The sequence below is a fragment of the Nannocystis sp. RBIL2 genome (genome assembly GCF_026626745.1).
In the GTDB taxonomy this organism is placed as follows: domain Bacteria; phylum Myxococcota_A; class Polyangia; order Nannocystales; family Nannocystaceae; genus Nannocystis.
This window is the reverse complement of record NZ_JAPNJW010000002.1, coordinates 5,407,416-5,429,081: the sequence shown is the minus strand read 5'-3', so window position 1 is coordinate 5,429,081 and position 21,666 is coordinate 5,407,416. Positions and strand designations below refer to the sequence as shown.

Genomic DNA, 21,666 nt, shown 5'->3' with positions numbered 1-21,666 from the left:
TCGATGCACGAACACAAGCACCTTGTCGAGGTCTGCGAGGCCAGCCGCGAGCGCCACGGCGACAAGCTCGCCTACCGCTATTTGCGCGACGGCGGCGACGCGCAGGCCCTGAGCTTCGCGGCGCTGCGCGACGCGGCGGTGGGGCTGGCGGCGCGGCTGCAGCAGGTCGGCGCGCGCGGCGATCGGGCGCTGATCATCTGCCCGCAAGGCATGGACTACGTGACCGCGCTGTGGGGCTGCATCTACAGCGGCCTGATCGCGGTGCCGGCTTACGCGCCGCGCAACAGCCATCACGCGGAGCGCCTCAAGACGATCGTCGAGAGCGCGCAGGCGCGGGTGGTCCTGCTGTCCAGCCGGCAGCTCCGGGCGGTGCGCAGCATCGACGAGAAGCAGGGGATGCTGGCCTCGCTGCGCTGGATCGTGGTCGACGACCCGGCGAGCGACGAGGCGACCGCGGACGCCTGGGTACCGCCGGCGATCGAGCCCGACGACCTCGCGCTGCTGCAGTACACCTCCGGCTCGGTGAAGGCGCCGCGCGGCGTGATGGTCTCGCACCGCAACATGCTCGCCAATCAGGCGATGATCCGGCGCGCGTTCGGCCACGGGCCCGACACGACCGCGGTGCTGTGGCTGCCGCTGTTCCACGACATGGGGCTCGTCAGCCTGATCCAGGGCGTGTACAGCGGCTACTCGTCGCATCTGCTGAGCCCGCTCGAGTTCCTCACCCGGCCGCTGCGCTGGCTCGAGGCGATCACCGAGCTGCGCGGCACGACCACCGCCGCGCCCGACTTCGCCTATCGCCTGTGCGTCGAGAAGATCCGCGACGAGCAGCTGGCCCAGCTCGACCTGTCGTCGCTGGTGACCGCGATCGACGGCGCAGAGCCGGTCTCGCCCGCCAACCTCGACGCGTTCGCACGCCGCTTCGCGGCCTGCGGTTTTCGTCGCAGCGCGTTCTTCCCGTCCTACGGGCTGGCGGAGGCGACCTTGCTGGTGACCGGCCGTCGCCCCGGCGGGGCGCCGCGCATCACGACGCAGGTCCTGAGCGAGGCGGGCCGCGAGGTCGCGCGGATCGCCTGCGGGCTGCCGGTCGACGGCTGCGAGGTGCGCGTCGTCGACGAGCGCGGAAGGACATGTCCTGCGGGACATGTCGGCGAGATCTGGGTGCGCGGCGAGCACGTCGCCGCCGGCTACTGGAACGACCCGGCCGCCACGCGCGAGACCTTCGGCGCGGTCACTGGCGAGGGCGAGGGCGGGTTCTTGCGCACCGGCGACCTGGGCTACCTCGACGACGACGAGCTGGTGGTGTCGGGGCGGATCAAGGATCTCATCATCGTCCGCGGGGCCAACTATTATCCCAACGACATCGAGGCGACTGCGACGGCCTCCCACCCGCAGTTGGTCGCCGGCGGCGCCGCTGCGTTCGTCGACGCCGACGAGCGGCTGTGCGTGGTCGCGGAGCTGCGCAAGGACGCGACGCAGCCGCTGGCGCTCGAGGCGGCGATCGTGGCCGCGGTGTCCGAGACGTACGGCCTCCAGGTCGAGCGCGTGGTGCTCGTCAAGGAGCGCACGCTGCCCAGGACCTCGAGCGGGAAGATCCAGCGCGGCGAGACGCGGCGCGCGCTCGCGGCCGACGAGCTCCACGTGGTCCACGTCAGCGCCGGCGCGACGGAGCTGCAGCGCTTGCTCGAGGCGGCGGACGAGAACGACGGGCAGGAGATCCTCGGCGGCTTCTTGCTCGGCCTGCTCGCCGAGCAGCTCGGGCTGCCGCTACACCGCCTGTCGCGTCACAAGAGCGTGACGGCGCTCGGGCTCGACTCGCTCGCGCTGGTCCAGCTGAAGGACCGCGTCGAGGCCGAGCTGCCGATCGAGCTGCCGGCGGAGCTGCTGTTCGCCGAGACGACGATCGCGACGCTGGCCTCCGAGATTTTTAAAAGGATGTCGCGGGACGAGGAGCGGGGCGAGGCGAGGTCCTCGGCGCCGAGCTCGGGGCGGTTCGCGGCGACGACTTCGCAGACGATCTTGTGGGCGATCCAGCAGCGCGAGCGGGACGCCACTGCCTACAACGAGGGGCTAATGGCGCGCGTCGAGGGGCCGATCGATCTGGCGGCGCTGCGTGCGAGCCTCGAGGTTCTGACGCGGCGTCATCCGGCTCTGCGCACCACGTTTGAAGAATGCGACGGGCAGCTCTGGCAGCGCGTCGCGCCAGCGTCCGCGGTCGAGCTGCAGGTCGAGTCGGCCGCGTCGACGGAGCAGGCGCTGGCGTCCGGGCGCGCCGTGCTCGACGCGCCGTTCGAGCTGGAGCGCGAGGCCTGGCGCTGGCGCGTGATTCATGGCCCGGAGGGCAGCTACCTCGCCTTTGCGGTCCACCACATCGTGTTCGACATGTGGTCGTTCGGGGTGTTCCTCGCGGAGCTCGGGGCGATCTACGGCGCGTGCGTGGCGGATCAGCCGCTGCCGTTGCCGGCAGTCGAGCAGGGGGCGGCGTGGCTCGAGCGGGCGCGCACTCAGGAGGAGCACCTCGCGTCGGCCGCGGGCCAGCGCGACCTCGGCTACTGGCGAGAGGCGCTGGCAGGGGCGCCGCCGACGTCGCGGTTTCCGGCCGCGAACGCGACGCGGGCTCGCGGGGCGAGGCGGCAGCGCTTCGTGGTGTCGAGAGCGTCGCTGGCGGCGCTGCAGGGCTTCGCTCGCGCGGAGGAGCTCACCCTGTTTCAGGTGCTGCTGGGCGGGTTCTTCCTGCTGCTGAGCAAGTACACCGGGCAGGACGACCTGGTGATCGGTACGCCGCTGCTCGGGCGCGTCCACGGTGATTCTCTGCGCGACCTCGGCTACTTCGTCAACCTGGCGCCGGTGCGTGTGCGAGGTGTAGAGAACACCGACGTCCGCGGCTTGCTGCGGCAGACGAAGCGGAGCCTCGAGGGATGTCAGCGTCACCAGGCGATCCCGTTCGCGCGGCTGGTCGAGGCGCTCGGCGGGGGCGCGAGCTGGGTGCAGACCTCGTTCTCGCTGCTGTCGTCGCAGCTCGCCGGCCGCGGTGAGCTCGCGCCGTTCGTCCTCGGCACTGCCGGGGGACGGCTGCGGCTCGGCGCCGCGACGCTGCATTCGTGCGCGCACGAGCGGCGGGAGGCGCAGTTCGATCTGGCGTGCACGCTCATGGAGCGCGACGGGGAGCTGCACGGCCACGTCGACGTCCGCGCGGATCTTTATGAGGCGGACACAGTCGAGCGCCTGGTCGCTAACTACGTCGCGTTGCTCGAGCGGATGGTCCAGTCCGCCGATCGTGAGACGCGCTCGCTGTCTGCCGTCAGCGACCCAGAGCGCGCGCTGCTCCGCAAGCACTTGCGGCGCTCGGCCAGGCCGTCGGCGAACGCGAGCGTCGTCGAGTGGTTCCGTGCCGCGGCGAATCGATACGGCGAGCAGGTCGCGCTGGCGGGCGCGGGCGTGACGCTCACCTATGCCGAGCTCGAGCGCGCGACCGACTGCGTCGCGCGGGCGCTCGTCGAGCGCGGCCTGCGGCGTGGGGAATTCGTCGCGCTGGCCTTCGCCGACCGCACGCGCCAGACGATCGCCGCGGTGGCGGTGCTCAAGGCGGCCGGCGTGTTCGTGCCCCTCGACCTCGGCCACCCCGGCGAGCGCCTGCGTCATTGCGTGCGCGACTCGGGGGCGACGTGGATCCTCGCTGACGAGGCCTCGGCGGGGCGCATCGCGGCGAGCGGCGCTGCCGTGCTGGTGCTCGATCAGTTGAGCGCGAGCGGGAGCTCGATCGCGTTGCCAACGCTCGCGAGCGACGACCTCGCCTATTGCATCTACACCAGCGGCTCCACCGGCGCGCCGAAGGGCGTGGTGGTGCCGCACCGCGGGCTGCTGAACCTCGTCGAGTGGCACGTGGCGAGCTTCGCCGTCGACGCCTCGGCTCGCGCGTCGCTCCTCGCCGGCCCGGCCTTCGACGTCGCGGTCTGGGAGGTCTGGCCGTATCTCTGCACCGGCGGCGCGCTGCTCGAGCCGCCCGAGGCGATCAAGGCTGCGGCGCCCGAGCTGGCGCGGTGGATCCGCGAGCAACGCCTGACGCACAGCTTCGTGCCGACCGCGCTGGTCGAGCTGATGCTCGAAGATCTCTCGCTCGACCTCGGCGCGCTGCGCTACCTGCTCACCGCCGGCGATCGCCTGCGCGTGCGGCCGCGGCCCGGGCAGTCGTTCCATTGCATCAATGCCTACGGCCCGACCGAGAACTCGGTGATCACCACCGCAGGTCGCGTCGAGCCCGACGGCGACGGCCTGCCCGACATCGGCGAGCCCATCGCCGGTCAGGAGCTTTACATCCTCGATCGCCACGGCAACGAGGCGCCGCTCGGCGTGCTCGGCGAGCTGCACATCAGCGGCGAGGGGCTGGCGCGCGAGTACCACCGCCAACCGGTGCGCACCGCGGAGCGCTTCGTACCCGACCCGTTCGTGCCGGGCGGCCGCATGTACGCGAGCGGCGACGTGGTGCGTCTCGACGGCGCGGGCCGCATTCACTTCGTGGCGCGCAACGACGACCAGGTGAAGATCCGCGGCCATCGGGTCGAGCTCGGCGAGCTCGAGGCGGTCCTGCTGCGTCACCCGCAGATCTCTCAGTGCAAGGTGACGCTGCAGTCGTCGGCGGCGATAGGTCCCTGGATCGCGGCGTACGTGAGCGCGCCGAGCGGCAACGGACCCGAGCTCGAGGCGGACCTGCGGACGTGGTTGCACGAGCGGCTGCCCGCTTACATGGTGCCGGGCGCGTTTCGCTGGCTCGACGCGCTGCCGGTCGATGCCAACGGCAAGATCGATCGCAAGCAGCTGCCGCCGATCGCCGAGCCGAGCGCCGAGCGGTCGGCGCCGACGCCGTTCCACGGTCCGCTCGAGCAGGAGGTCGCGCTGCTGTTCGCCGAGTTGATCGGCGCGGCGGAGGTCGGCCGCGACGACGACTTCTTCGCGCTCGGCGGTCACTCGTTGCTGGCGGGCCGTCTGGTCCAGCGGGTGCGCGAGCGCCTGGGGCTCCGCATCAGCATCGCCGACATTTTTAATAATTCGCGGGTCCACGCGCTTGCGGCGTTCTTGTTGGCGCGTGGCGGGACGACCGAGCCGGCGGTGCTTGGGCCCGATCTGCAACGAGTGCCGCTGAGCCCTGCGCAGCGGCGGCTGTGGTTCCTGCAGCGGCTGAATCCGCGCTCGACCGACTACAACATGACCGGGGTCGTCCGCGTCCGCGGCGAGCTCGATCTCGCGGCGCTCGAGGGTGCCTTCGCAAAGGTGGTCGCCAGGCACGGCGCGCTGCGGACGCGCTTCCCCGAGCACGAGGGCGAGCCGTACCAGGAGGTGCTGGCGCACGGGACCGTCTCGCTCGAATGCGTGCATCTCGATTCGCGCGAGGACGAGGAGCGCGACGCGGCCGTGGAGCGCATCCTGCGAGCGTGGGAGGCCGAGCCCTTCGCGCTCGCCGAGGGGCCCTTGCTGCGGACCCGCTTTCTCGCGCTCGCGCCCGACGAGGGCCTGCTGTTTCTCAGCGTGCATCACATCGTCGCCGACGGGCGCTCGCTGCAGATCTTGCTCGCCGAGCTGGCCGCGTTCTACCGCGCCGCGAGGGCCGGGCAGGAGATCGGCGAGCTCGCACCGGTCGCGCAATACGTCGACCACGCGCTGGCGAGTCTCGGCGAGGAGGCGCGCGCGCGTCAGTCGGCTGCGCGCGCGTATTGGCAGCAGCACCTGACGTCGCTGCCGCCCAAGCTGTCCGTCCCGTCGCTGCCGCCCGGGAGCGACGAGCGCGACGGCGGCGAGCTGCGGCGACCGTTGCCGCTCGCGCTGGTGGATCAGGTCCGCACCCGCGCGATGGCGTGGAAGACCACCGAGTTCTCGATCTACCTGGCGACTCTCGCGCTGCTGCTCGGCAAGACCAGCGGCGAGCCGCGGCTCTTGCTCGGCATCGCCTACGAGGGCCGAGACCGGGCCGAGCTGCAGGGCGCGGTGGGCTTCTTCGTCAATGTCCTGCCGATCCTCGCCGAGATGGCGACGGACGAGGGCTTCGACGCGTTGCTCGCTCGCGTGCGGCGCCACCTGACGCAGGCGATGGCGCACAGCGACGCGAGCTACGAGGACATCGTGCAGCTGGCTCGCCCGCGAGGCGACGGCGCCGCGTCGGAGTTGGTCCAGGTGATGTTCGACTTCGAACAGTTCACCCCGGAGCGCCTCGAGCTCGACGGCGTCGACGCAGTCGTCGTCGCGCGGCACGACAGCACTGCCAAGTTCGATCTCACCTTCCGCTGCCGGATCGGCGGCGACGAGCCGACGATCGCCTGCAACTATCGCCGGAAGATTTACGGCAGCGTCGTGATCGAGGGCCTGCTCGCGGCCTACGTCGCGCTGCTGCGCCAGGTCCTCGTCGACCCCGCGGTCCCGCTCGCGGCGCTGCGCCTCGTCGACGACGCGACCGCGGCCGAGCTCCTCCGCCGCGGCGTGGGCCCCGAGCACGCGCTCCCGGCCGGCTCGCTCGTCGAGCGCTTCGAGGCCGGCGTGCGCGCACACCCCGAGCGCCCCGCGCTGGTCTCGGCTGACGGCGAGCGGCTCAGCTATCGGGCGCTCGACGCGAGCGCCAACCGACTGGCGCGGGCGCTCCGCGAGGCAGGCGTGAAGGCGGGCGACGTCGCGGCGATCTGCCTGCCGCCGGGCCCGCGCTTCGTGCTCTCGGCGCTGGCGATCCTCAAGCTCGGCGCTGCCTATGCGCCGATCGATCCGCGCTATCCGAGCGAGCGCAGGCAGGCGATCGTCGCCGACTGCCGCGCGCCGATCGTCATCACCGAGGACGGGTGGTCCGGCCTCGCAGCTCGCATGCCGGCCTGCTCCGACGCGCCGCTCGGCGTCCGCACCGACGCCGAGGCGCCCGTCTACGTCGTCTACACCTCGGGCACCACCGGCGCGCCGAAGGGCGTCGTGATCCCGCAGCGGGGCCTCGTCAATCTGTGCCACTGGCACGCGCGCACCTACGGCCTCGAGCGCGGCGAAGCGATCCGCGCCGCTCAGACGGCGGGCATCGGCTTCGACGCCGCGGTGTGGGAGCTCTGGCCGTACCTGCTGACCGGCGCGAGCGTGTGGTTCGCACCCGACGCGGTGCGCACTGATTCGCGAGCGCTGGCGCGGTGGTTGACCGAGACTCGAGTGACGCACGCGTTCGTGGCCACGCCGCTGGCGCACGAGCTGCTCGGCGACGGCTGGTGTGGATCGAGCGACCTCGAGTTCATTCTCACTGGCGGCGAGCGACTGACGAGCCGGGCGCTCGCGGGCGCGAGGTACCGACTCGTCAATCACTACGGCCCCTCGGAGAACACTGTGGTAGCGACCGCCGACGCCGTCGCGCTGAATGGGACGCGCTCCCCGGCGATCGGTCGGCCGATCGACAACGTCGCGGCGCGGGTGCTCGGCCGCGACGGCCAGCTGCTGCCGCCGGGGATCGTCGGCGAGCTCTACCTCGGCGGCGCGTCGCTGTTCCTCGGGTATCGCAACGATCCGGAGGCGACGCGGCGGCTGCGAATCGCCGACCCGTTCGCGCCCGGTGAATGGCTGTACCGCACCGGCGATCGCGTGGCCTGGAACGACGCCGACGAGCTCGAGTTCGTCGGTCGCGCCGACGAGCAGTTAAAAATTCGCGGCTTCCGCATCGAGCCGGGCGAGATCGTCGCCAGGCTGAGCGCGCAGCCGAAAGTGCAGAGCGCGGTGGTGCGACCCGTCGAGCATCCGGCGACGGGCCTGCACCTGGCCGCCTACGTCGTCGCCCGGCCCGGCGAGACGATCGACGTCGCCGAGCTGCGCGACGCCCTGGTCCGCTCGCTGCCCGGCTTCATGGTGCCCACCTTCATCCTCGTGCTCGAAGGCTTGCCGCTGACGAGCAACGGCAAGGTCGACGTCGAGCGGCTGCCGTTGCCGAGCTGGGACGCGGGGCCGGCAGTGCGTCCGCTCGCCACTGCGACGGAGCGATCGCTCGCAGCGATCTGGTCGCAGCTCCTCGGCGCTGCGGTGGAAGACGCGAGCGCCAACTTCTTCGCGTTGGGAGGCCACTCGTTGCTCGCGGCCCGGGCGGCAGCGGCGATCGAGGCCGAGCTCGGGCGGGAATGCCCGCTGCAGACCTTTTTCACAGCGGCGACGCTGGCCGAGCTGGCGGCGGCGATCGACGCGGAGGCGGCGTATCTGCCGATCCCGCGGATGACGCCGGGCGAGCGAGTCCCGCTCTCGCCGCTGCAGCGACGGCTGTGGCTGATCCAGCAGTTCGAGCCCGAGAGCGTCGCCTACAACGTCGTCGGAGCGCTCGAGCTCGCCGGCGTCATCGACCTGCCTGCCCTGTGGCGGGCCGTCGCGGAGTTGCTCGCGCGGCACGGCGCGCTGCGCAGCCGCATCGAGGTGATCGACGGCGAGCCCTGTCAGTTGGTGATGGACGCGGACGAGGTTTTCGTCGCGCGCGTGTGGACCTGGGACGACTTCCGCGGGATGGCTCGCGCCGAGCAGGACGCCCGCCTCGCGGACACGATCGCTGGGCTGGCGCGCGAGCGCTTCGATCTGCAGCGCGGCCCGCTGCTGCGGCTCGGTGGCCTCGCGCTCGCCGACGATCGTGTCGTGTTGACGGTGGCGGTGCATCACATCGTCGTCGACGAGTGGTCGATGGCGGTGCTGCAGCGCGACCTGCTCGCGTTCTATCACGCGTCGCGGCGCGGACAGGCCCCCGAGCTGCGCGAGCTGTCCGTCGACTACGCGGATTACAGCGCGTGGGCCACCCGGAGGCTGCACTCCCGCGAGGACGCGCTGCTGGCCTTCTGGATCGAGTATTTGCGCGATCGGCCGACGCCCGCCTCGCTGCCGCGCAACGCCCGGCCGGGGGTCGAGTGTGGGGCGGGCCAGACTCGCTCGCTCGCGCTCGGCGAGGCGCTGTCGACCCGCGTGCGTGCCCGGGCCCGCGACGAGGGCCTGTCGCTCCTGACAATTCTGTTCGCCGCGCACGTCGCCTGGCTGTATCAACTGACGCGGACAACCGACCTGATCGTCGGCACGCCCATGCATCAGCGCGGTCGGCCCGAGCTCGCGGATGTCGTCGGCTTCTTCGTCAACACCCTGCCGATCCGCATCCGCTTCAACCGCGCCTCGAGCTTCCGCGAGCTGCTCGCGCAAGTGCGGGACAACCTCGCTGCAGTCCATCGGCATCACGAGCTGTCCTTCGAGCGGATCGCCGAGCACACCGTCGCTGGCGACGAGCCGCTTTATCGGACCATGTTCGATCTGCGGCAGCGGCCGACTCTCGCCGCCGAGCGCGGCGACCTCGTTATCAAAACCCTCGCCCAGCACGTCGACGCGCCGATGGCCGACCTCGCAGTGACCCTCGCCGAGGGCGAGGACGGGCTCGTGTGGTCGTGCACCTTCCGCGCAGAACTGTTCGACGCCGAGGCGATCGCGGCGTGGGGGCAGGGCTTCCGCGCGTTGCTCGAGGCCGCGGTCGCCGACATGGAGCGGCCCGTGCACGGCTTGCCGTTCGCGCCGCCGCAGCGGCCAGCCGTCACGCCCCCGCGCGCCGCGGGACGCAAGCGCGGCGCGGAGACCCTGCTCGCCCAGTTCGCGCTGCAGGTCGCGATGCAGCCCTCGGAGCTCGCGCTGGCCTCGGCCGAGGAGCGCTTCAGCTACCTCGAGCTCGACCACGCCACCAACCAGCTCGCCCATCATCTGGCGTCGAGAGGTATTCGCGCCGGCGATCCGGTCGGCGTGGAGGCGCGACACGACGCGAGCATCATCCTGGCGATCCTCGCTGTCTTGAAGCTCGGCGCGCTCTATGTGCCGATCGATCTCGAGCTTCCCGACGAGCGCCTGCGAGGCGTGCTCGCCGACGCCGGTTGTCGGCATCTCCTCACCGTCTCGGTCGCGGAGCTGCAGGGCTTCACCGGCGCCGTCGCCTCTGTGCGGCGCGAGCACTGGCAAAAATTCCCGCGCCACGCTGTCGGCGTGCCGGTGCACGCCGACGACCCCGTCTATCTCGCCTACACCTCGGGCACCACCGGCGCGCCGAAGTCCTCGGTCCTCAGTCATCGCGGCGTCGGCAATTACATCAAAACAGTGCGCGAGCGGTTCGACGTCGGCCCCGACGATCGTTTCTTGCTGTTCGCGCCGCTGACCTTCGACGCCTCGCTCGAGGAAATTTTCCTACCGCTGTGCTCGGGCGCCTCGCTGTACGTGGGGCCGCGAGGGGTCCGCGACTCGGTGACTGCGCTGGTCGAGCTGTGCGAGCGGCTCGAGATCAGCGTGCTCGTGCTGCCCACCGCCTACTGGCGACTCTTGGCCGAGCACGTCGAGGTCGTCGGCAGCGCGGCCCTGCCGACCGTGCGCATGATCAGCCTCGGCGGCGAGACTGCGCCGCTGGCGACGGTCGCACGGTGGGTCGACACAGTCGGCGACCGCATCGCCCTGTGGAACATCTACGGCCCGAGCGAGTGCTCGATCGGCTGCATCGTCGATCCCCTGGCGGGCGCGGGCGTCACGGTGGCGGGGAACTACGTCCCGCTGCGGCACCCGGTCACGGGCGTCGAGTTGCACGTCCTCGACGACAACCTCGACCCCGTCCCGGCCGGCGTCGACGGCGAGGTCTACGTCGGCGGCCCCGGCCTCGCGCACGGCTATCACCGGCGTCCGGCCGCGACCGCCGAGGCCTTCGTGCCCAACCCCTTCGGTCCGCCCGGCAGCCGCCTCTACCGCACCGGCGACCGCGTGCGGGTCGATGCGGACGGCGCGCTGCAGTTCCTCGGCCGCGCCGACTTCCAGGTCAAGATCGACGGCGTGCGCGTCGAGCCCGGCGAGGTCGAGGCGCTGCTCGAGCAACACCAGGCCGTGGCCCGGGCAGTGGTCCTCGCGCGCAACGTCGGCACCCCGGACAACCACCTCGTCGCCTACGTCACTCTGGCCGAGGCCGGCGCGCGCGTGACCGCGGCGCAGCTGCTCGCCGACCTGCGGACCCGGCTGCCCTCGTACATGGTGCCGGCGACTCTCGACATCGTCGCCGAATTCCCGCTGACCACGAATCAGAAGATCGATCGCGCCGCGCTGAGCGAGCGGGCGCCGACACCTCGCGCAGTGATTCCGGCCGCGAGCGACACCGAGGTGCTCCTGCTCGCCACCTGGCGCGAGCTGCTGCCGCGCGCCGGCTTCGGGGTCACCGACGACTTCTTCTCGCTCGGGGCCGGCTCGTTGCTGGTGATCCAGCTGATCACGCGGATCGAGCTGCACACCGGCGTCCGCCTGACTGTGCGGCAGATCTTCGAGCACCCGACCGTCCGCGCGCTCGCGCAGCTCGTCGACGCTCGAGGGCACGACGCCGCGACGGCGGCCGCGATCCCGCGCATCGACGCCACCGAGGTCGCGCTGTCGGGGGCGCAGCAGCGGATCTGGTACCTGCAGCAGGTCGAGGCCGGGAGCACCGCCTATCACGTGCCGAACTGCCTGCGCCTCGCCGGCCCGCTGCGCCGCGCCGCGTTGCTGGCCGCGATCGCCGAGACGATCCGGGACCACGAGTCGCTGCGCACCGTGTTCGTGGTCCGCGGCGACGCACCCGTGCAGGTCGTGCTGCCCGACATCGACGCCACGCTCATCGATCACGACTTCGGCGACCTCGAGCCCGGCGATGCCGAGACGCGCGCCGCCGAGCTGGCCCGCGACCTGCTCGAGCAGCCCTTCGAGCTCGAGCGGGGCCCCCTGTGCCGCTTCCACCTGATCCGCCTCGCGCCCGAGCTGCACGTCCTCGTCTCGATCTTCCATCACATCATCATCGACGGCTGGTCGGTGCGGGTGTGGAACGAGCAGCTCGCCCGGGCCTACAACCGATGCGTGCGCGGCGAGGGCGACGAGCCTCGCGCGCCCGTGCGCCCGCTGCAGTACCGCGACTTCTCCGAGTGGCAGCGTCGGCTGCTCGACGGCGGCGAGCGCGAGCGGCAGCTGGCCTACTGGCGCACCGCGCTCGGCGGCGTCCTGCCCTCGCTGGAGCTGCCGACCGACTTCGTCCGGCCGTCGCAGCCGAGCGGTCGCGGCGACGTTCGGATGTTCCGCATCGACGGCGAGCTGGTGGTTCGCCTGCAGGCGCTGGCGCAGGAGCGCCAGGTCTCGCTGTTCATGGTGCTGCTGGGCGCCTACTTCTCGCTGCTGTTCCGCTACTCGCGGCAGTCGGACCTGCTCGTCGGCATCCCCGCGCTCGGCCGCGACCGACCCGAGCTCGACGGCGTGATCGGCTTCTTCGTGAACACTCTGGTGCTGCGTTGCCGGGTCGACGGCGCCGCGGACTTCGGCGAGCTGCTGCGACAGGTCCGCGACGTCTACCTCGACGCCGCCGAGCACCAGGACGTCCCGCTCGAAGAGATAGCAGCCCAGGTCAACGCCCCGCACCTCGACGGGCGCCGGGCTGTCTTTCAGACCATGTTCTCGTTCCACGAGGGCGAGGGCACCGGCGCCGAGGCGCTCGACGGGCTCGACGTCCGCGACTTCGAGTTCCCCCACCGCAGCGCCAAGTTCGACCTCTACCTCGCGACCTGGACGCGCGACGACGGCCTCGTCGGCGCGATCGAGTTCCGCACCGACCTGTTCGCCGGCGCCACCATCGAGCGGATGCTCGGCCACTTCCAGCGGCTGCTGCGCGACATCGTCGAGCGGCCGAGCGCCGCAGTCGCGCACCTGCAGCTGCTGGGCGAGGCGGAGTATGACGCGCTGGTGCACCGGCACAACGGGCCGGCGATGCCGCTGCCGCCCGACGGCCTGGCCCACCGCCTGATCGAGCAGCGGGCCGCAACGAACCCCGAGCGGATCGCGGTGACCTGCGGGCGCGAGGCCCTGACGTACGCCCAGCTCAACCGGCGGGCCAACCTCGTCGCCCGCGAGCTGCTCGATCGCGGCGCGCGGCCCGAGGAGCGGGTGGTGCTCCTGCTCGAGCGCGACGCCTCCTATCTCGTGGCGATGCTCGCGTGCCTCAAGGCCGGCGCTGCCTTCGTGCCGATGGACCCGGACTATCCGCGCGACAAGCGGGCGGCGATGGTGCGTCAGGCCTCGGCGCGCTTCGTCCTCTCCGCGCCGCGCCACGCCGAGCGCATCGCCGAGATGGGGCCGGAGCTCGTCGCAGTCGAGCTGCCGCAGGCCGACGTCGACGACCCGCGCACGCGCGACCTCGAGGTGCAGGTCTCGGGCTCGTCGCTCGCCTACGTCATCTACACCTCCGGCTCCACCGGCGAACCCAAGGGCGTGATGATCGAGCACCGCGGCATGCTCAACCACCTGCTGAACAAGGTGCGTGGGCTCGCCCTGACCGCCGATGACGTCGTCGCAGAGATGGCCGCGACCACCTTCGACGTGTCGATCTGGCAGTACCTCGCCGCGCTGCTGGTCGGCGGGCGCACTGCAGTCATCGAGGGCGACGCGGCCTGGCTGCCGCGCGAGCTGCTCGCCGAGCTGGAGCGCGAGCAGGTCACTGTGTTCGAATCGGTGCCGTCGCACATGCACGTGATCCTCGACGAGCTCGAATCACGTCCCGACGCGCGGCCGTTGCCGCGGCTGCGGACCTACATCAGCAACGCCGAGGCGCTGACGCCCGAGCAGTGCCGGCGGTGGTTCCGGCGCCTGCCGCACGTGACGCTCATCAACACCTACGGCGCGACCGAGTGCTCGGACGACACGAGTCATCTCGTCATCGACGCTCCGTCGATCGGCGCGCTGCCGTACATGCCGATCCACGGCACCCTGGCGAACCTCACCACCTACGTCCTCGACGAGTGGATGCAGCCGACGCCGATGGGCGTGCCCGGCGACATTTACATCGGCGGCGTCGGCGTCGGCCGCGGGTACATCGGAGACCCGCAGCGCACCGCCCAGGCCTTCCGCCCCGATCCGTTCGCCGGCGAGCCGGATCGGCGCTTCTACCGGACCGGCGACCTCGGCCGCTTTCATCCCGGGGGCATCCTCGAGTTCCTCGGTCGCGCCGACTTTCAGGTCAAGATCCGCGGCCGCCGCGTCGAGCTCGGCGAGATCGAGGCCGCCCTGGCCGCGCACGACGGCTTGCGCGAGGTGCTGGTCTCGGCCGCGCGGTCGCAGCAGGGCAACCTCTACCTCCTCGCCTACGTGGTGCCGGCGAGCCACCCTGCGCCGACTGCCCAGGAGCTCAAGTCGTTCGTGCGAGCGCGCCTGGTCGAGCACATGGTCCCCGCGGCCTTCGTGTTCATGGACGAGTTCCCGCTCAACGACAACGGCAAGGTCGATCGCAAGCGATTGCCGGTGTTGACCGACGCGGAGCTGTTCCACCGCCACGAGTACACGCCGCCGGCCACCGACACCGAGCGCGAGCTCGTCGCGCTGTGGGCCAGGCTGCTCGGCGTCGACGCGCTCGGCGTCCTCGACAGTTTTTTCGAACTCGGCGGCCACTCGCTGCTGGTCGCGGAACTGATGATCGCGGTCCGCAACCGCTACGGCGTCGAGCTGTCGTTCCGCCAGTTCTTCGCCGGGCCGAGCGTGCGCGAGCTGGCGGCCTTGATCGACCGCCGCGACACGCTACCCGCCTCGCTGATGCCGGCGCTGCGCCGCTACCTCGCGCAGCCGCGCTACGAGCTCGCGCCGTGCCAGGTCCCGGAGTGGTACGCCTACCAGTTCGACCCGGCGAGCCCGGTCTACAACATCTGCGTCGGTGATCTGTTCCTGCGCGGCAAGCTCGACAAGCCGGCCTTCCTGCGCGCGTGGCAGCAGATCTTGCAACGCCACGAGGTGCTCCACGTGCGCTTCGGCTACCGCGACGGAAAGCCGTTCCAGACCGTCGACCAGCGCATCGAGCTGCGCGCGGAGGAGGTGTTCTGGTCGCGCGAAGAGCTGGTGACCGACGACGAGGTGCTGGCCGAGGCCAACCGTCTGACCGGCGCGCTGGGCGTGGCGCCGTTCGAATTCGAACGCGGGCCGCTGTTCCGCCTCCACCTCGTCTCCTACGGCGACGACCGGCACCAGCTCATCTTCGTCGTCCACCACATCATCTGGGACGAGACCTCGCTCATCAACCTCACGCGCGAGCTGAAGGAATTTTATAACGCCGAGCTCGAGCGGCGCGCGCCCGAGGTGCCTGCGCTGCAGGCGAGCTACTTCGACTACGTGCAATGGATGCACGAGTCGCTGGCCAGCGGCGCCTTCGAGGCCTCGCGGCAGTACTGGCTGGCGCAGTACCGGACCTTGCCGCCGCTGCTGGATCTGCCGACCGACTACCCGCGCCCCGAGCTGCAGTCCTACCGCGGCGACGCGATCGAGACCTGGCTGCCGCGCCGCGTCGTCCGCAAGGTCGAGTCGTTCCTCAAGGGCAACGACGCGACCCTGTTCATGCTCAAGCTCGCGGTCATCGATCACTACCTCCACCTGCTCACGGGGCAGCGCGACTTCGTGATCGGGTGCCCGATCGCCGGGCGCGCCCGGCCGGAGTTCGCGCCGCTGCTCGGCCTGTTCGCCACGCCGATGCCGATCCGCTGCGAGATCGACGCGGGCATGACCTTCCGCGAGCTGCTGCGCCACGTCGCCGGCCGGGCCGTCAACGCCTTCGAGCACTTCCTCTACCCGTCGAACCAGCTCATCGAGGAGCTCAGCCACCAGAAGGACCTGTCGCGGCCCAAGCTGTTCTCGGTGATGTTCGGGGTGCAGAACGACAAGACCGACGTGCTCGGCGGCCTGTCGTTCCGCGGCCTCGAGGCGAGCTTCGAGAAGGTCGTCGACACCGAGAACAAGTCCTCGCGCTTCGACCTCAATTTCGTCGTCGACCAGTTCGGCAGCGACATCAAGTTCAGCTGCATCTACAACACCGATCTGTTCCACCGCGAGACCGTGGCGCTCATGCTCGACAACATGACCGCGCTGCTCGAGGCGGTGATCGACGATCCCGACCGCCCGCTGCACCGATACGGCGACCTGCGCCCCGACCACGCGGACGAGCTCGGCCCGCGCGTGCCCGTCGCCGCGACCACGATGCACGGCGGCTTCGAGCAGCAGGCTGCCCGCACGCCCGAACGCACCGCGGTGATCGCTGGCGACGAGCGCTGCTCCTATCGAGAGTTGAACCAGCGGGCCAATCGCCTGGCGCACTACCTCCGCTCGCTGGGCATCGCGCCCGGGCAGACGATCGCGGTCGCGCTGGAGCCGTCGATCGCATTGCTCGAGGCGCTGCTCGCGGTCCTCAAGGCCGGTTGCTGCTACGTCCCGCTGGTCCTCGACCACCCACAGAAGCGGCTCGACGCGATCGTGCGCGACGCCGACGTCCGCGCGGTGCTGACGACGTCGACGCAGCAGCACAGGTTCGTGAACACTGCGGCCGAGCCGATCGCGGTCGACGAGCTGGCGGACGTGCTCGCCTGCTTCGTCGCCGACGACCTCGGGCCGGTGGACCCGCGCTCTCTGGCCTACGTCCTCCACACCTCGGGCACCACGGGGCAGCCGCGGGGGATCCAGCTCGAGCACGCGGGCGTGGCCGACATGCTGGCGGCGATGCAGCACCAGTACGCGCTCGGGGCCGAGGATCGCGTGCTGTTCCAGACGTCGATCACCTTCGATGTCTCGGTCCAGGAGATCTTCTGGCCGCTGAGCGTCGGCGCGGCGGTGGTAGTGGCGCCGGGCCATCAGCTCAAGGGGGCGCGCGAGGTGGCGGCGCTGATCGACCGTCACGCGGTGACGCTCGCGCAGTTCGTGCCAGTCACTCTCGAGGCGCTGGTGGCCGCGCGGCACAAGGGGACTGTGTCGGCGCTGCCGTCGCTGCGGCAGGTGCTTTGCGGCGGCGCGGTGCTGTCGCGGGCGCTGCTCGAGGCGTTCCGCGCGGCCTTTTCGGCGCGGCTCGCCAATCACTACGGCCCCACCGAGGTCACGGTCGACGCCTCGTGCTTCGACTGCGAGCAGCCCTTCGTCGGCGAGCTGGCGCCGATCGGCCGCCCGCTCGGCAACACGCGGATCTTCGTGCTCGACGACCACGGCGCGCGCGTGCCCCGGGGCGTGATCGGCGAGATCTACGTCGCCTCGCCCGGGCTCGCCCGCGGCTACCTCGGCGACGCCGCCGCGACCGAGGCCGCGTTCGTCGAGCGCGAGATCGACGGCGTGCGCCACCGGCTGTTCCGCACCGGCGACCTCGGCAAGTTCGACCGCGACGGCCTGCTTTATTTCAGGGGCCGCCGCGATCGGCAGCTCAAAGTGCGAGGCAATCGCGTCGAGGCCGACGAGATCGTCGGCGCCCTCATGGCCCACCCCGATATCGCAGTGGCCGCGATCCGCTGGCTGGGAAATTCTAGCGACGGTGAACGCCTCGTCGCCTACGTCGAGCAAGATCCATCGGTCAACCAGGTGACCACGGCCGCGGGTCCGCGCTACGCGTTCACGCTCGCCCAGCGGCCGGAGCTGCTCGCAGCGGCGACCGCCTGGCAACGCCGCCATCAGCCGGCCTTCTTCGCCGGCGAGGCGACTCTCCGGCAGCTGTGGCCGCGCCTGGCGAGCGACTTCCCCGGGCTGCAGTTCGTCGTCACCGACGCCGCCGATACCATCGACCTGGTCGGCAACGCAGTGCCGCTGTGGCTGCCCGAGACCGACGATGCGCTGATGACTCTCGGCTGGCGCGAGGCCTTTAAAAAGGCCTTTGCGCGCGAGCGAGGGCCCAACACCCTGTACGCCTTCATCGGCGCCGATACGCTCGCGGACTCGGCGGGTTGGTCCGTGCTGCTCGAGCGGCACCGCGAGCTGGCGCGGGCCCACGGCTTCACGCGGATCGTCTACGCCCACCGTCCGCTCGGTCTGCGCGACGTGGCGCCGAGTGATTGCGCCGAGTGGCTGCTCCGGGCCGGCGAGGCCGAGCACTCCGATCCGCAGCTCCGGGCCCAGCGTCAGCACGGCGGTCGCCTCGTCGGCGTCGTCCACGAATCGTTGCAGGTCGAAGGAACCGGCTGCCAGTGGAGCGAGTGGACGGGCGCCGCGGTCACGCGCTCGGGCGCCGTCACCGTGCCCACCGCGCTCCGACCCGTCGACGTCGACCTCGACGCCAATCTCTGGACCTACGCCGAGCCGTGCCTGTTGTTTTTCGAAAAGCTCGCGCCGGCCAACCGACGCTCGCCGCTCGACCCCGCGAGCGTGCGCAGCTTCTTGCTCGAATCGCTGCCCGCTTACATGGTCCCCGACGCGGTCCACTTCCTGGCGGAGATCCCGCGGACCGACAGCGGCAAGGTCGACGACAAGCGGTTGCCCGCAGTCGACGCTCGCGGCGGGATCGTGCGCAAGGCGGCCGAGACCACGCTGCAGCGAGAGCTCGCGGAGCTCGTGCGGCAGGTCCTGGGGACCGCGGTCGAGGTCGGCCTGGGCGACGATTTCTTCGTCCTCGGCGGCCAGTCGCTCCGGGCCGTCGAGCTGATCTCCGAGATCAATCACCGCTACGGCGCCGACGTGAAGCTGCGCGAGTTCTACCGCGAGCCGACGATCGAGCACCTCGAGCGGATCTTGAACCTGCACGCGAAGGGATGAGGGCACCATGTACATCCTCGGTCTGAACGCCGCGTACCACGAATCTGCCGCCTGCCTGGTCAAGGACGGGGTGGTGCGGATCGCCATCGAAGAGGAGCGGCTCAACCGCCGCAAGCACGGCAAGCACTCGACGCCGGACAGCACGAGCGTCCTGCCGTGGCGGGCGATCCGGGCCTGCCTGGCCCACGAGGGGATCGGCCTCGAAGACGTCGCGCACGTCGGCTACTCGTTCAGCCCCGAGGCGCTGCAGGCCGGGGTCGAGGCGTGGCGGCGCGCCGGGGCGCATCAGCACGAGTGGGAGCTCGAGGCGACGAGCTACCAGAGCCAGGAGAACGGGCTGAAATTCCTCGAGGGCGTGCTGGCCTCGAAGAAGCAGCTCGGCGAGGCCGGCTTCCGCGGCGAGTTCCACTTCCTGTCGCACCACGCGTGCCACGCCGCCAGCGCGTTCCACGTCTCGCCGTTCGAGCGCGCCGCGGTCCTCGTGGTCGACGGCATCGGCGAGTGGGCCAGCTCCTCGCTCTACCACGGCGTGGGCACGCGCCTCGAGAAGGTCCGCGACTTCACCTTTCCGAACTCGCTCGGCTTCGTGTGGGAGAAGCTGTCGCGCTACCTCGGCTTCAGCCGCTACGACGCGTGTAAGGTCATGGGTTTGGCCGCGTACGGCGACCCAGCGCGGACGATCGACGCGTTCTCGCGGATCATGACCGACCGGTCGACCCTCGCGGTCGATCAGGACCTGCTGCGCCACGAGTCGCCGGACTTCTCGCCGCTCGAGCGGCTGTTCGAACTGCCGCGGCGCAGCGAGCCCGTCGACTTCGGCGTCGACGACTGGCAGGCCTACGCCCACGTGGCCGCCGGCCTGCAACAGCTGACCGAGGAGGCGCTGTTCGCGGTGCTCGCCAACTTCGACCACGCGAGCTACCCCAATCTGTGCATGGCCGGGGGCGTGGCCCTCAACTGCGCGGCGAACGGGAAGATCGTGCGCAGCGGCCTGTTCGACGACGTGTTCATCCAACCGGCCGCGCACGACGCCGGGACCGCGCTCGGGGCGGCGATCCTGATCTGGACCGAGGTGCTCGGCCAGCCCCGCAACTACGTGTTCACCGACGCCTACCTCGGGCCGGAGTACAGCGACGCGGAGATCGAGCGGATCCTGGCCCACACCTCGCTGCCGCATCGCAAGGTCGACATCACCCACGAGGTCGCGCGGCTTTTGACCGAGGGGCACATCATCGGCTGGTTTCAGGGGCGGATGGAGTGGGGGCCGCGCGCGCTCGGCAACCGCAGCCTGCTGGCCGACCCGCGCAACAAGGATGTGCGCGAGCTGATGAACGTGCAGGTCAAGCACCGCGAGCGCTACCGGCCGTTCTGCCCGAGCGTCCTCGCCGACAGGGCCGACGCGTGGTTCGACGCCGGCGGCGGCGCCGACGCGAACAAGTACATGCTGGCGACCTCGATCGTGCGCCCGGACAAGCGCGAGCGCATCCCGGCGGTGATCCACAAGGACGACACGGTGCGGGCGCAGCTCGTGAGCCGCGCCGACAACCCGCGGTATTACGAGCTCATCGCCGAGTTCGAGCGCAGGACCGGGGTGCCGTTGGTCCTGAACACGTCATTCAACGACTCGGAGCCGATCGTGTGCTCCCCGCAGGACGCGATCAAGACGTTCATGACGACCCGGATCAACTACCTCGCGCTGGGGAGCTACCTGGTGTCGCGGCCGAGCTAGGCCCGCCATTCCGAGCGCAGCAGCGCGAACACCACGTCGTCGACCCATTCGCCCTTCCAGAACAGGCTTTCCCGAAAATGGGCCTCTTGCCGCATACCGACCTTCTTCAGCAGCGCCATCGAGGCCTCGTTGCGCGGGTCGACCGACGCGTACACCCGGTGCTTCCGAAGCGTGGTGAACAGGTGGTCGAGCACTGCGGTCACCGCCTCGGAGCCGAGGCCCTGGCGCTGGGACGCGGGATCGATGGTGAAGCCGATCTCGGCCTGTTGGCCGTCGTCGCCGATGAAGTGGACGCCGAAGTCGCCGATCAGCGCGCCCGTGTCCGCGGCGCGGATGGCGAGCTGGTACCACGAGTCGTGCTCGTTGAAGGGCTTGGTCGCGTTGCGAGCGATGAAGGCCCCGGCGTCTTCGACCGCCGCGGGGCACCAGCCCTGAAAGCGGGTCACCTCCGGATGGGAGCGGTAGGTGAACAGCGCGTGGGCGTCATCCGCGGTCAGATCGTCGAGGCGCAGGCGTTTGGTGAGGATCTCTGGGGGCACGACAACTCCGGGTTCGGCGCCAATTTAGGCCAGGCCCGCGCGGCGTCCAACATAAATTCCGAACACCGGCGAGCGCCGCCGCAGGGGCGCGCGAAACAGCATTCTCGGCGCGGCCCCGCCATCGCGCTTCGGCTGGCGAGCGCACTCGGCCGGGAAATACCCGCCCGCGCGCCGCCGGGTCTCCGTTCCGCGGGCCGCGCCCGGGGAGCGACAATGGTCTGGATCTGCCTCACGCTGGGCGACCGCCCGGGGCCCCATTCGGGGCGAGGCTGCATTCGTCATGATCATCGCAATCGCCCGCCTTAGCGTCCGGTCGGCCATGAATGGCGATTGTCGGCAGGAAGAGCGACGGCGTGCAGCGCCGATTCGCCGGCGCGAGCGTGCGGTTCGCATTCGCAGCAGCAGCAGGCCCGGCGGCCGTCAGGCGCAGGCGGAGCACGCCTCCGCGCGATCGAGAGAGCGCGGCCATCATCCCGTGAACGACGAACACGACGCCGTGTGTGGCCTTTAACCTTGACCCGGCCGATCCAGAGTGGTTAACGTACGGGGCCTTAATGTAGGCAGTCAGGAGTAGAAAAATCATGAAGAACGATGCCTCAGAATTTCTCGCCGCGGTCGCGGCCTCGACCAAGCTTCAGGCCGAGGTGAACGCCGCCAAGAACCCCCAGGAGCTGTTGAAGATCGCCGAGACGGCCGGATACAACCTGGAGAACCACGCCCTCTCCTCCGCCGTGCGGTCCGTCGCGGCGAAGGCGCTGGCGCCGCTGTCCCTGCCGCACTGGGCGGTCGACAGCATGTTCCTCGGCGAGTCCGTCTGCTGGTGACTCGAACGCCCATACGCCGTCCACCGCGACGGTGTATGGGCACCTTCTCCTC

At 70.7% G+C, this 21,666-nt stretch carries 4 protein-coding genes; 3 read left to right on the top strand and 1 reads right to left on the bottom strand.

Annotated features, from left to right (window positions below; all coding sequences use genetic code 11):
* Nucleotides 1–3: 3 nt before the first annotated feature.
* Both OV090_RS46390 and OV090_RS46385 read left to right on the top strand, forming a co-directional pair.
* On the top strand, nucleotides 4–18,522 hold the full coding sequence (locus OV090_RS46390; RefSeq protein ID WP_267711474.1) for a non-ribosomal peptide synthetase: 18,519 nt from the start codon (nucleotides 4–6) through the stop codon (nucleotides 18,520–18,522).
* A gap of 7 nt (nucleotides 18,523–18,529) precedes the next feature.
* Entirely contained in the window at nucleotides 18,530–20,251 is a 1,722-nt protein-coding gene (locus tag OV090_RS46385) for a carbamoyltransferase C-terminal domain-containing protein (protein ID WP_267711472.1), read from the top strand.
* On the opposite strand, the gene OV090_RS46380 is transcribed toward OV090_RS46385, so the two are convergent.
* Nucleotides 20,248–20,790: a GNAT family protein gene (locus tag OV090_RS46380; protein WP_267711471.1), complete on the bottom strand. Its 543-nt coding sequence runs from the start codon at nucleotides 20,788–20,790 to the stop codon at nucleotides 20,248–20,250. The genes OV090_RS46385 and OV090_RS46380 overlap by 4 nt on opposite strands.
* A 581-nt stretch (nucleotides 20,791–21,371) precedes the next feature.
* On the opposite strand from OV090_RS46380, the gene OV090_RS46375 reads away from it, so the two are divergent.
* Nucleotides 21,372–21,614: a Nif11-like leader peptide family natural product precursor gene (locus OV090_RS46375; protein ID WP_267711470.1), complete on the top strand. Its 243-nt coding sequence runs from the start codon at nucleotides 21,372–21,374 to the stop codon at nucleotides 21,612–21,614.
* Nucleotides 21,615–21,666 lie beyond the last annotated feature (52 nt).